Source organism: Streptomyces sp. NPDC005423, assembly GCF_040606415.1.
Lineage (GTDB): Bacteria > Actinomycetota > Actinomycetes > Streptomycetales > Streptomycetaceae > Streptomyces.
The window spans coordinates 39,719-51,663 of the sequence record NZ_JBEXET010000047.1; the positions used below are offsets into that span (position 1 = coordinate 39,719).

12 protein-coding genes and 1 pseudogene are annotated in these 11,945 nt (G+C 72.5%); 5 read left to right on the forward strand and 8 right to left on the reverse strand.

The genetic code is table 11. The annotated features are described in order from the left end of the window. Positions 1-18: 18 nt before the first annotated feature. Complete coding sequence (locus tag ABZT12_RS33190) at positions 19-1,386, forward strand: L-serine ammonia-lyase (protein WP_356391490.1); 1,368 nt, start codon at positions 19-21, stop codon at positions 1,384-1,386. A gap of 202 nt (positions 1,387-1,588) precedes the next feature. On the opposite strand, the gene ABZT12_RS33195 is transcribed toward ABZT12_RS33190, so the two are convergent. Beyond that, entirely contained in the window at positions 1,589-2,413 is an 825-nt protein-coding gene (locus tag ABZT12_RS33195) for a SigB/SigF/SigG family RNA polymerase sigma factor (RefSeq protein WP_356391492.1), read from the reverse strand. A gap of 332 nt (positions 2,414-2,745) precedes the next feature. Between ABZT12_RS33195 and ABZT12_RS33200 the strand changes: the two genes are divergently transcribed. Further along, complete coding sequence (locus ABZT12_RS33200) at positions 2,746-3,288, forward strand: type 1 glutamine amidotransferase domain-containing protein (protein ID WP_356391494.1); 543 nt, start codon at positions 2,746-2,748, stop codon at positions 3,286-3,288. A 179-nt stretch (positions 3,289-3,467) separates the two neighbouring features. Here ABZT12_RS33200 and ABZT12_RS33205 read toward each other — a convergent pair. The 3 genes and pseudogenes from ABZT12_RS33205 to ABZT12_RS33215 form a co-directional block, all read right to left on the reverse strand. Continuing rightward, positions 3,468-3,614 (reverse strand): annotated as a pseudogene (locus ABZT12_RS33205) (ATP-dependent DNA ligase); the annotation flags it as partial. Between the two features lie 85 nt (positions 3,615-3,699). After that, positions 3,700-4,023 (reverse strand): DUF6479 family protein, encoded by a 324-nt coding sequence (locus ABZT12_RS33210; RefSeq protein ID WP_356391496.1) that lies wholly within the window; start codon positions 4,021-4,023, stop codon positions 3,700-3,702. A gap of 363 nt (positions 4,024-4,386) precedes the next feature. Further along, positions 4,387-4,674: a hypothetical protein gene (locus tag ABZT12_RS33215; protein ID WP_356391498.1), complete on the reverse strand. Its 288-nt coding sequence runs from the start codon at positions 4,672-4,674 to the stop codon at positions 4,387-4,389. A gap of 266 nt (positions 4,675-4,940) precedes the next feature. Between ABZT12_RS33215 and ABZT12_RS33220 the strand changes: the two genes are divergently transcribed. Next, positions 4,941-5,297, forward strand: coding sequence for a PRC-barrel domain-containing protein (locus tag ABZT12_RS33220; RefSeq protein ID WP_356391500.1), 357 nt, complete (start codon positions 4,941-4,943; stop codon positions 5,295-5,297). Between the two features lie 25 nt (positions 5,298-5,322). On the opposite strand, the gene ABZT12_RS33225 is transcribed toward ABZT12_RS33220, so the two are convergent. The 3 genes from ABZT12_RS33225 to ABZT12_RS33235 form a co-directional block, all read right to left on the reverse strand. Then, positions 5,323-5,754 carry a hypothetical protein gene (locus tag ABZT12_RS33225; protein ID WP_356391502.1) on the reverse strand — a complete coding sequence of 144 codons (432 nt, stop codon included), beginning with the start codon at positions 5,752-5,754 and terminating at the stop codon, positions 5,323-5,325. Positions 5,755-5,939: 185 nt separating this feature from the next. After that, positions 5,940-6,179, reverse strand: coding sequence for a hypothetical protein (locus tag ABZT12_RS33230; protein WP_356391504.1), 240 nt, complete (start codon positions 6,177-6,179; stop codon positions 5,940-5,942). Between the two features lie 100 nt (positions 6,180-6,279). Then, positions 6,280-9,126: an AAA family ATPase gene (locus tag ABZT12_RS33235; RefSeq protein ID WP_356391506.1), complete on the reverse strand. Its 2,847-nt coding sequence runs from the start codon at positions 9,124-9,126 to the stop codon at positions 6,280-6,282. A gap of 240 nt (positions 9,127-9,366) precedes the next feature. Here ABZT12_RS33235 and ABZT12_RS33240 point away from each other — a divergent pair, with 240 nt between their 5' ends. After that, positions 9,367-10,416 carry a phosphatidylinositol-specific phospholipase C domain-containing protein gene (locus ABZT12_RS33240; RefSeq protein WP_356391508.1) on the forward strand — a complete coding sequence of 350 codons (1,050 nt, stop codon included), beginning with the start codon at positions 9,367-9,369 and terminating at the stop codon, positions 10,414-10,416. 92 nt (positions 10,417-10,508) lie between these two features. After that, the gene (locus ABZT12_RS33245; RefSeq protein WP_356391510.1) at positions 10,509-11,066 is read left to right on the forward strand and encodes a glycoside hydrolase family 25 protein; all 558 of its coding nucleotides are present in this window, start codon (positions 10,509-10,511) and stop codon (positions 11,064-11,066) included. 45 nt (positions 11,067-11,111) lie between these two features. Here ABZT12_RS33245 and ABZT12_RS33250 read toward each other — a convergent pair whose 3' ends face one another. Continuing rightward, positions 11,112-11,798, reverse strand: a complete 687-nt coding sequence (locus tag ABZT12_RS33250) for an NAD(P)-binding domain-containing protein (protein ID WP_356391514.1) — start codon at positions 11,796-11,798, stop codon at positions 11,112-11,114. Between the last annotated feature and the right edge of the window lie 147 nt (positions 11,799-11,945).

Below are 11,945 nucleotides of genomic sequence, written 5' to 3' on the forward strand. Positions count from 1 at the left end.
CCGTTATGAGGAGTCACCGTGGCCGTCTCGGTCTTCGACCTGTTCTCGATCGGCATCGGCCCGTCCAGCTCCCACACGGTCGGCCCGATGCGGGCGGCCCGGATGTTCGCCCGCCGGCTGCGCAACGAGGAAGTGCTGGACTCCGTCGCGTCGGTACGGACCGAGCTGTACGGCTCCCTCGGCGCGACCGGGCACGGTCACGGCACGCCCAAGGCGGTGCTGCTCGGCCTGGAGGGCGAGTCGCCGCGCACGGTGGACGTGGAGAAGGCCGACGAACGGGTCGCGGCGATCCGGGATTCGGGGCGGCTGCGGCTGCTGGGCGAGCACGAGATCGCCTTCGACCACGATTCCGACCTGAAACTGCACCGCCGCAAGGCGCTGCCCTACCACGCCAACGGCATGACGCTGTGGGCGTACGACGCCTCGGGCACCGAGCTGACGTCGAAGACGTACTACTCGGTGGGCGGCGGCTTCGTCGTCGACGAGGACGCGGTGGGCGCCGACCGCATCAAGCTCGACGACACCGTCCTCAAGTACCCCTTCCGGACCGGCGACGAGCTGCTGCGGCTGACCGCCGAGACCGGTCTGTCCATCTCCGCGCTGATGCTGGAGAACGAGCGGGCCTGGCGCACCGAGGAGGAGATCCGGGCCGGGCTGCTGGAGATCTGGCGGGTCATGCGGGCCTGCGTCTCCCAGGGCATGTCCCGCGAGGGCATCCTGCCCGGCGGCCTGAAGGTACGCCGGCGCGCGGCCCACTCGGCACGCCAACTCCGGGCGGAGGGCGACGCGTTGGCGCACGCGATGGAGTGGATCACGCTCTACGCGATGGCCGTCAACGAGGAGAACGCGGCGGGCGGCCGGGTCGTCACCGCCCCCACGAACGGCGCCGCCGGCATCATCCCGGCCGTCCTCCACTACTACGTCAACTTCGTACCCGGCGCGGACGAGGAGGGCGTGGTCCGCTTCCTCCTGGCGGCCGGCGCCATCGGCATGCTCTTCAAGGAGAACGCCTCCATCTCCGGCGCCGAGGTCGGCTGCCAGGGCGAGGTCGGCTCCGCCTGCTCGATGGCGGCCGGCGCCCTGGCCGAGGTCCTGGGCGGCTCCCCCGAGCAGGTCGAGAACGCCGCCGAGATCGGCATGGAACACAACCTCGGCCTCACCTGCGACCCGGTCGGCGGCCTCGTCCAGATCCCCTGCATCGAACGCAACGGCATGGCCGCCGCCAAGGCCGTCACCGCCGCCCGCATGGCCATGCGCGGCGACGGCTCCCACATGGTCTCCTTGGACAAGGTCATCAAGACCATGAAGGAGACGGGGGCCGACATGAGCGTCAAGTACAAGGAGACAGCCCGGGGCGGGCTCGCGGTGAACATCATCGAGTGCTGAGGGACCGCCTTGGGGGCCCGCGAGATCCCGGGTCCTCGCTTTCTGTGATCTCCGGGCCGTTTGAACCGGCCGCAGCCCGGTAGTCCGGAGAGTGGCGTCGCGCTGGCCAACCGCTCCCGGGAGGGTTCGGCAGTGAGCTCGCCGCCGGCCGTCCCGGGGCGCGTTTCACCGGGGCGGCCGGATCGCCGTCATCGGGTGGCGGTCACCGGACGTCGGCCATGACCCGTTCGCGCAGGGTGGCGCAGGAGGTGCTGATGAGGCGGGAGACGTGCATCTGTGAGACGCCGAGCTGCTCCGCGATGCAGCTCTGGGTCATGCCCCGGAAGAAGCGCAGGTAGAGGATGGTGCGCTCGCGCTCGGGGAGGCAGCGCAGGGCCGGTTTGACCGCCTCGCGGTCGACGACCAGGTCGAATCCGGCGTCGCTGCGGCCCAGTACGCCGGCGAGCGTCATGCCGGTGTTCTCGCCGGGCAGCTCCGCGTCCAGCGACAGGGTGGCGAAGCTGTCCAGCGCTTCCAGTCCGGCCCGTACCTCGTCCTCGCTGAGCTGGGCGTACGCGGCGATGGCGGCCACGGAGGGGCGCCGGCCGGATTCCAGGGGGGCCAGTTCGCGCAGCGCCAGCCGTACCCGGTTGCGGACCTCCTGGACGCGGCGCGGGACGTGCAGGGCCCACATGTGGTCACGGAAGTGGCGCTTGATCTCGCCGGTGACGGTCGGTACGGCGTAGCTCTCGAAGGCGTGGCCGCGGTCGGGGTCGTAGCCGTCGACGGCTTTGACCAGGCCGAGTGCCGCGACCTGGCACAGGTCCTCGTAGGGCTCGCCCTTGCCGCGGTAGCGGCCGGCGATGCGCTCCGCCATGGGGAGCCAGGCCTCCACGAGGGCGCCGCGCAGCGCGTCGCGCTCGGGTCCGTCGGGGAGGCGGGAGAGGCGGCCGAAGTCCGCGGCGGTGCGGGGGGCGTCGTCGTGCGGGTGGCGCCTGCGGGACCCTGTGGTCGTCACACCGGTGACTTTGGCTGCGGGTGTACGCATGGTGCTCACAACTCCCTGACGGGGTTGCCGGATGGCGGTCCCCTGGGAGAGGCGTACGGCGGAACAGGTGAAGGCGCACACCCGCGATCCGGCATACGCCGACTCCCACGGACGTGCCTCCTGTCCGAAGCACTCATTACTCCGCCTGCCCCAACGGGAGCAGTCGAAACGGACGTGTCGGCTCCCAAGCCGGGGGTACGCGTCCAGCGGCACGAAAGGCCGCGAAAGGCACACGAGCGGGAGAGACCCGACCGGACCGGAGCTCTGGACGGACCGGGTGTGCGAGTCGGCGGTGACGTCCGGCGGACGGCCGGGAGAGGAGACGAGCCAGCGTGCGTATCGCATTCCTGATGGCGCCGGAGGGCGTCGAGCAGATCGAGCTCACCGAGCCCTGGCAGGCGGTGACCGACGCGGGGGGCGAACCCGTCCTCGTGTCGACGGAGCCCGGTGAGATACAGGCTTTCGACCATCTCGACCGGGGTGAGACGTTCCCGGTGGACCAGGTGGTCGGCGAGGTGACGGCGGAGTCCTTCGACGGGCTGGTGCTGCCGGGCGGGGTGGCCAACCCGGACGTGCTGCGGCTGGACGGGACGGCCGTGTCGTTCGTCCGGTCCTTCTTCGAGCTGGGGCGCCCGGTGGCCGCCATCTGTCACGCCCCCTGGACGCTGATCGAGGCGGACGTGCTCGCGGGCCGGGTGCTCACCTCGTGGCCGAGCCTGCGTACCGACATCAGCAACGCGGGCGGCACCTGGGTCGACGAGCAGGTGCGGGTCTGCGTGGAGGGTCCCAACACGCTGATCACCAGCCGCAAGCCCGATGATCTCAAGGCGTTCTGCGAGACCTTCCTGACCGAGTTCAAGAAGTCCGCCGGCTAGGCGTCAGTCGCGCGCGAGGCGCGAGGCGGGCGAGGCGCGAGGCGGGCGAGGCGCACGGTTCGCGTGGCGCACGGTGGGACCCGCACGGGGGGGCCGCCCGTCCGTCGTCGGCTCTGTCGCCCCCGGTGTGGGGCCCGCCGTCGGCCCGCGTCGCCTGCCCGGTCAGCCCCGCAGGCTCTGAAGGGGGCGACGTCCCGGTGGTACGCGACGAGGTCACTCTTCGCGTACGCCACTCCTCCGGTCCCCTCGGCCGGGAACAGCACCTTGTCGGGCCGGTGGATGTCGAGGCCGCGCCGACCGGCCCGTACCGTTCGGGTGTCGCTCATGCCGCTCTCCGGTCAAGCGGGCCCGCGCCCCGGCGGCCTCCCCGCGGTGTGGGTGCGGGGGGCCGCCCGTGCGCGCGGACCGGGTTCACACGCCTCCGGAGCCGCTCCAGCGCCGGCGCTTCTGGTCCTCGTTCGGCCTGCTGCCGGCCTGGTCGATCTGGTGCGGCAGCAGTCGCTCCCCGTCCGGTCCGACCTGCGGCATCTCGTTGGGCTCGCGGACTTCGTGGATCTCCCCGACGGGGCCCGACTCCGGCAGTCTGGGCTGCTCCTCCGGGCGGGGCCGCCTCGATTCATGGCGACGTACACCGATACCGGCGCGCACGGCCCAGATGAGCAGCGCGACCACGACCAGGCCGCCGACGAAAGCGACCGCCACACCTACGGCGGCACCGGACGCGGCGATTTCCACGGGTTCATGTTGGGCGATCATCATGGGACCCGGGTACCCCGGCCCGGCGCGGCCAACCCGCCCGACCGGTCAACCGGATGACTGACCGGCACCACCGAGGGTCAGGGAGTGCGGCCGCCGGGAGGTGGTGCTTTCCCGGCGGCCGACGAGGAAACGGGGACGGCTAGTGCCGCGGCAGGCAACGTTTGCCCGTGAAGGAGCGGCGTCAGGTGCGTGCTCTCGGCGGGCCGGCCGGAAGTCCTCGTACTGGACGTACTCGGGCTTTCGGCCGGTGCGGCGCGAGTGGGGGCACCTCCCACGCCCTCAAGGCAGTGGGGGAGCGTGCAGGGCGTCGCGACGGGGTGGATGTTGCCTGTTGCGGCACTAGGAGCGGCCGGTGCGACCGGCCAGGGTGTGGCCGATCGCCAGGTAGACGACCGCGGGCAGACCGTAGTTGACCACGGTGCGCCAGTCGTCGGAGTGGATGGTGAACAGGTCGCGTGACCAGCCCGCGAGCCAGTTCGCGGCGTGGTGGACCCATGACACCAGACCGTTTCCGGTGTTGGCGTCGAACAGGTAGAAGGCGATCCACAGGATCAGGATGAGTGCGGCGAGGTCCGCGATGACGGATATGACCGTCCCCACGGGGCTTCCGCCATAGCGTCTGGACATGCCCAACAACTGGCCCCGACCGGGGATTTGAAACCTCACCGGCCGGATCCGGCTGCCGATTCACAGGTTTCGGCGTCGGCGTCGGCGGGCGGGGCATGCGGTAGGAGGGGCGACGGTGGTCACCCGGCGTCCGCGGTTCCGGGGCGGAGCTACGCTTTCAGCAGGTGAAATGCCCCGTTCGGTTGCCAGTTGCCCCACCCGTCGGCGGTCCCAGCCGGTTGCCCAGCAGTTCGTTGTCCAGTCAGTAGTCCAGGCGAGGAGAAGCCATGATTCAGACCGCCGATCTCCGGGAGTGGCGCGAGCAGGATGTCGTCGACGCCGAGGCGCACAAGATCGGTGTGCTGGAGGCGATCTACGTGGACACCGCCACCGACGAACCGGCCATGGCCACGGTACGGACCGGGCTGCCCACCCGGCACCGACTGCTCTTCGTGCCGCTGCACGACGTGATCGCCGGGCCGGGTTACCTCAAGGTCGCCTATCCCAAGTCGCTGGTGAAGCAGGCCCCTTCGATCGGCACCGACGACGTGCTGCCGGCCGAGAACGAGGAGGAGATCTTCCGCCACTACGGTCTCCCCTACCGGCCCGGTGCGGCCGGCGAACGTCAACTGGCGCGCCGCTGAGGGTGGTTGGTCGTCAGGTCGGCCGTCACCTGTACCTGAGACGTGTGATGTCGCCGTTGGCCCGGTGCACGACCGGAATGGGCACCCGGCCGCGGCCGGCCGCGCCCAGGTTGACGTGCTGGGCCGTGCGGGCGTCGGAGGAGCCGTCGCCGGCCGTCAGTTCCGCGAGGAGTCCGAGCAGGGCGCGGGCGGCGGCGGGCTCGGCGGCGAGCAGCCGGCGGAACCGCACGCGCCAGGCGGCGGTGAGGTCGGCGATGTTCGCCTCGTCGTCCGGTTCGATCAGCAACATCGCCCGGTCGCGGGCGACTTCGCGGTCCGTGTCGCTCCTGCGGTGCGGCTCGTGGTGTCCCCACAGACGGCCGACGAGCGCGCGGGCCCGTTCCCAGTCGTCACCTGCCAGGGCATCGACGAGCGCGCTCGCCGCGGTCGCCACCAGACCTGCCGGTTCCCTCTCCATGTGCTCCCCCGTCGCATCCTGCGTGGGGCCGGCCGGGTGCGGAGTCCCGACGTCCGCTGCACCGGCCGGCCCAGTGAGGCACGGACCCCTGCCCGTCCCCCGGTGCGGCCGTCCGCGCGTCGGCTCCCCGGTCCGTACCGCCCCGGCCGCCCGCGCACCGTAAGCCCGTGAGTGCTCGACGGTCTTCAGGGGCCGCCCCCCGGTTCTTCCCCCGGACCTCCTGAGAAGCGGCCCGGGAACGGGTACGGCGTCCGGTCGCACGGGGGCTCGGGCTCCGGGGAGCCGGCCTCGTCCAGCCGGGACTCCAGCGCGGACACCAGCCCCACGACTCCGTGGAAGGGGTCCCCGGGGTCCTGGGGGCCGGCCTTCACGGTGCCCTCCAGATGCCCCTTGGCCGATCTGCGCACTTCGAGGAGGACCAGCACGTCGGACTCCGTTCCTGGCGGGAATGCCCCCGGGCCACGGTAGATCGCCGGTGTCGCGGCCGCGTCGGTACCGGCCCCCGAGAAACCCCGGGGCCGCCCCCTAATCCGCCGTCGTAGCCTCGTCGTCGTCCAGCTTCAGCGCCCTCAACTGCTCCCGGCCCAGGTGGAGTTTGTCGTAGGCGTGCTGGAGGTGGGACTCGACCGTCTTCTCGGCGACGCCCAGCCGCCGGGCGATGGCCTGGTTGGAGAGGCCGCCGCGCATCAGCTGTACGGCCTCCCGCTCGCGCCGGGTGAGTACGGCGAGTGCCGAGACCGGTCCGGTGAGGCGCAGCCCCAGTTCCTCCGCGAGGCGCCGGGCCTGGTCGGCGTAGGCCGTCGCCCCGGCCTCCTCGAACACTCGCAGCGCCGAACGCAGGGCTTTCTCGGCCGCCAACCCCTGCCCCAGGGCTGCGAGTTGGCCGGCTTGCAGTAATCGGACCCGGGCGCCTTCGAGGGGCAGTCCGGCCCGCTCCGCGAGGCGGAGGGCCTCTTCGCAGTCGGCGACGGCGGCGGCCGGGGCGCCCTCGGCGGCGCTGATCTGCGCCCGTACCCGGGCCACGGCGAGCCGCGCCGAGGTACGTCCGACGGCGTCGGTGCGAGCGACGAAGTCCGCGAGGGACCGGGCGGCCTCGCCGGTACGGCCCAGGCGGGACAGGGCGTCGGCGCGGACGGGGCCGAAGAGATGGGTGCCGGGTTCGCGGGAGGAGTAGTGCGTCTCCATCGCCTCGGCCGCGTCGAGCAGGCCGGGCAGGTCCTCGGCGGCCTGGGCGACGGCGGCGCGGGCGGCGGCGGCGAACGCGAAGCTCATCGGGCTGGCGATGAGCTGGGACCAGTCGGTCGCCTGCCGGGTGTGCCGCGCCGCCTCCTCCCAACGCCCCTGTGCGGCAAGGGGATAGCAGGCCAGGGCGTGCAGCAGCGGGTAGTCCCACACCCGTCCGTTCTCGGCCGCGTCGCCGATCGCGGACGCCGTCAGCCGGGCCGCTTCCGCCAGGTTGCCCCGGCGGTACTCCGTCTCGCCGAGGAAGCCGAGCGCCTGTCCGACGCGCAACGCCTCGCCCCGGGTGGCCCGTTCCACCGCCCCGCTCAGATCGGCGTGCGCGCCCGCCAGGTCGTCGGACCACAGCCGGATCATCCCCCGCGCGACCAGCCCGTCCAGCCCGGCGGCGGCCCCCGGCAGGTGGACGGCGCCGAGGTCGCGCAGCGCCCCCGGCGCGTCCCCGGCGAGCGCCGTGCCGACGGTCTTCGCGAACCACGCGAACGCCCGCACCCACGCCTCGCGGGTCTCGGCGGCGACGGCCGCGACGCCGTACTCGACCATGTCCCGGTAGTCCAGCTGCACCACGCCGATGATCGCGAGCTGGCTGGTGACCCGGGCCTCCAGGTCGGCCGGCGCCCCGGTCCGCCCCTCCCGCGCGGTGCCGGCCGGGTCCGCCACGCCCTCCCGGACCGCGTCCAGCGCCCGCCGGAACAGCTTCCCCGCCTCCGCGACCTGCCCGTCCAGCAGCACCAGGTAGCCGTGCACGTAGTCCAGCCAGGGCCCCGGTGCCTGTGCCGGGAGGTCGCCCGCGTACCGCCGGGCCGTGCTCGCGTCACCGCTGACCAGGAGCGCCTCGACGGCGGTGAGCAGGCGGGCCCGCACGTGCGGGCCGGGCGGGGTCAGTTCCAGGGCGTGGCCCGCGTACACGGCGGCCAACCGCAGGTTGCCGAGGGAGAGTTGCCGCTGTGACTCGCGTTCGGCCTCGGTCGCGAGGGCTTCGTCCCGGCCCTGTTCGGCGGCGATCCGGTGCCAGAGCGCGTCGGGGCCGCCGAGCCGGCCGGCGCCGCCGTGCAGCCGGCGTCTGCGGCCGGGGCTCATGTCGCTGTAGACGTAGTCGCCGATCACCCCGTTGGGGAAGGCGAGCGTACGGCCGCCGGTGCCCGGTGCCTCCACCACGAGCCCGGAGCGCACGGCCTCGTCGAGCGCCTCGTCCAACTCGCTTTCCCTGCCGGTGAGTCCGGCGAGTTCGCGGGCCTGGGCGAGCGCGAACCGGCGGCCCAGTACGGCACCGGCGGCGATCAGGTCGCGGGTGGCGGGCGCGCAGGAGCCGAGCCGGGAGATGAGGGTGAGCGGCATGCTGCGGTGGGCGGGCAGCGGACCCCGGCCGTAGGCGAGGGTGTGCGGGTCGACCTGTTGCAGCAACTGCCGTGCGTGCAGCGGGTTTCCGCCGGTCAGCTCGTGCAGGTGGGCGGCGCCGGCCGGGGAGAGCCGGGGCTGGCCCCACTCCGGGGCGAGCCGCAGCAGGGTGTCGGCGCTGAGTCCGCCGAGCCGTACGACCGCGCCGCCCTCGGACTCGAACAGCCGCCGCCAGCCCTCGTGGAGCCCGTCGTGGGCGCGGGCCCAGGGGCGTTCCCCGGCGCTCACCGCGTCCACCGGTACGTGCGCGACGACGAAGAGGACCGGTTCCGTGCGCAGTGACCGGGCGGCCAGCCGGAGCGCCGTCATCGACGGCCGGTCCCCCCAGTGCGCGTCGTCGACGACCACGACGAGCGGGGCGGCGCGGCGCAGGTCGGCGGCGAGCGCCCGCGCCACCAGGGCGGGGTCGGCCAGCTCGGTCAGGGTGTCCGCGGTGGCCCCGCCATGGGTGTCCGGGGCGTCGGGCAGGTCGTGCGTGAGCTGGCGCACCACTTCCCAGGGCCGGCGTTCCCAGGCCTCGTCGCCGTAGGAACGGGCCACCAGGGGTGGTGCGGTCCGGCGCAGGAAACCGGCGACCAGGGCCGACTTGCCGATCCCCGCGGGTCCCTCCACCGCCACGACGGTGGGCCGGTTGCGCAGGGTGTCGCGCCAGGCGGCCGTCAGTGCGGCCAGCTCCGGTTCGCGTCCGGCCGGCGGACCCGAGTACAGGTCGAACAAGTCCTTGCTGGAGCCCACTGCGTTGCCCTTTCCCACCCGCGCCCGGACGGCCGCCCGCGACTCGTCCGCCGTCCGCCACCCCCGGCGAAGGACGCCCAGTATGGCCGGACCAGCTCCGTCCCGGCAGTCCAAAGAGCCTGCGCGGTACGGGAGTTGGAAGTTTTCGTAGCCAGGATGTGTTCCTCCCGGGGCTACCGTGCGGTAACCGCTTGCTCCTACGCTGCCGCCAACCGGACGACAGCGAAGGGGATCGGTCTCATGCGAAGCTCGCGCGCGGCAGGAGCGACACGACGGCTGGCGGCACTGTTGGGTGCCGCCGCCCTGCTGATGACGGCACCCGGCAACGCCCACGCGGCGGCGCCGAAACTCTCCGAGACGACGACGATCGGCACGCACAACGCGTACGACAAGGCCAAGTACACGTACTTCGCCCAGGCGTTGGACTCCGGCGCCTCGCTGCTCGAACTCGACGTCTACGCCGACAGCCTGAGCAAGCGGTGGCGGGTCAGCCACAGCAACCCGTTCGGCGACGACAACAACTGCGAGAAGGCGGACACCCCGAGCGAGCTGTACGGCCAGGTCCGCAACCAGGATCTCGGCGGCTGCCTCGACAACATCGCCGCCTGGAACCAGCTCCACCCCGACCACGCGCCGATCATCTTCAAGGTGGAGATGAAGGCCGGCTTCAACAACAACGTGGGCCTCGGACCGGACGAGTTCGACACCCTGGTGGCGCGGAAGCTCGGCGACAGCGTGTACAAGCCGGCCGATCTGCTGGGCGGTTCGTACGCCACGGCGGACGCGGCGGCCAGGGCGGACGCGTGGCCCTCGCGCGACGCGCTCAAGGGCAAGTTCCTCTTCGAGCTGATCCCGGGCACGGTGGAGGAGGCCAACCCCTTCGACCACTACTGGACCGACGAGGAGTACGGCGACCATCTGCGCGACCTGTACGCGACCGGCGGCATCGCGGCGGCGCAGGCCTTCCCGGCGGTGCTCGGCGCGGCCGGCGGCGACCCGCGCACCAGCCGCTACGACGCCTCGATCCAGCCCTGGTTCGTCTTCTTCGACGGTGACGCGGCGACGTACGTCAACAACGGCTACGACACGTCGTTCTACTCGGCCGGCCACTACGTCCTCATCATGACGGACGCCGCCCAGGTGGCTCCGGCGATCTCGTCGACCACCCCGACCGATGCGGAAGTCGCCGCCAAACTGGCCCAGTTGGCCGGGTACCACGCGAGCGTGATCACCTCGGACTGGTCCGCGAAGCCGGTCTCGGTCCTGAGTTCGGTGGCCGCCCGGGGGTGACGTTCCGGCCGCGAGCGGGAATCAGCCCTGTCAGTGTGGGGAACCCGACGACCACTCGACTCCCCTCCCCCACCGGTACCTCAGGAGCTTCCATGCTGCGCGGCATCGACGTGAGCGCGTTCCAGTCCACCGCCTACGACACGGACGGCCTCTCCTTCGCCTTCATCAAGGCGACGGAGGGCCATTCGTATGTCAACCCACGGCTCACCGCCCAGACGAAGACGGCTCGCGACGCGGGCCTGGTCACGGGCTTCTACCACTTCCTCTGGCCGGGCGACCTCACGGCCCAGGCGGAGTACTTCGTGAGCAAGGCCCCCGAGAAGGAGGGCGACCTGCTCGCCGTCGACTGGGAGACCACCGCCGACGGCACCCACGCGAGCAACGCGGAGAAGGACAGCTTCATCCGCAAGGTGAAGTCGCTGCGGCCGGGCAACCGGGTCGTGCTGTACTGCGACCGCAACTTCTGGCTCACCGTGGACAAGACGTCGTACGCGGGCGACGGCCTGTGGATCGCCGACTACACGACGGCGGGCAAGCCGCGGATCAAGGCGAAGTGGCGGTTCCACCAGTACAGCAGCGACCCGCACGACAAGAACGTCGCGGACTTCGCCGACGCGGCGGCGCTGCGCGCCTGGGCCGAGGACGCCTGAAGGGGGCGCCCCCGGTCCCGGCTGTCCGGTCGGTGGGGTCAGCCCTCAGCCCTGGAAGTCCGGCGTCCGCTCCGGGGAGGCCTCCGCCAGGGCCTTGGTGACGCCGTCGACGCCCTCGCGCAGGCCGTACACCGGGGTGCCGGGCTGCTGGCGCCAGGACTCGTCGAGGGGGCCGGCGTCGACCGTGTCGAAGCCGAGCTCGTCGATCAGGGCCCGCACCACGCGCTTGGCCGCCTCGTCGTCACCGGCGACGGGCAGCGCGATGCGCTCGGGGTCGCCGGCCGGGCGGTGGCGGTCCAGGATGTCCTGGGCGTAGGTGCCGTTGAACGCCTTGACCACGGTGTGCCCGAGGTGCTCGGCCGTCCAGCGGCTCTCCGTGCGGCCCTCGTCCTCGATCGCCGCGATCCTGCCGTCGCGCTGCTGCGGGTAGTAGTTGCCGGTGTCGATCACCACGAGCCCCTCCGCCGCGCCGTCCAGCACGCCCGACGGAAGGCCGGGGACCGCCTTGAGCGGGATCGTGACCACGACGACCTCGGCACCGCGCGCGGCCTCCTCGACCGGTACGGGGGTCGCGCCCGTCTCCTCGGCCAGTTCGGTGAGCGTCTGCGGGCCGCGGGAGTTGGCCACGCGGACGTCGTGACCGACGGCGGTGAGCCGCCGGGCCAGGTTGCCGCCGATGTTGCCCGCGCCGATGATGCCGATCTTCATGACAGACCTTTCGCCGTTCCGGATCGATGCACGCGCATGCGTCTGGGGTGTCAACCCCGGCGCGCCACCCCCTATTCCGGCGCTGCGCCGATCAGGTGAGGCGACATGACGGAGGGGGGGGGGGGGGCCGGGGGGCGGGGGGGGCCCCCCCCGGGCCGGAGGAGTGGGGGT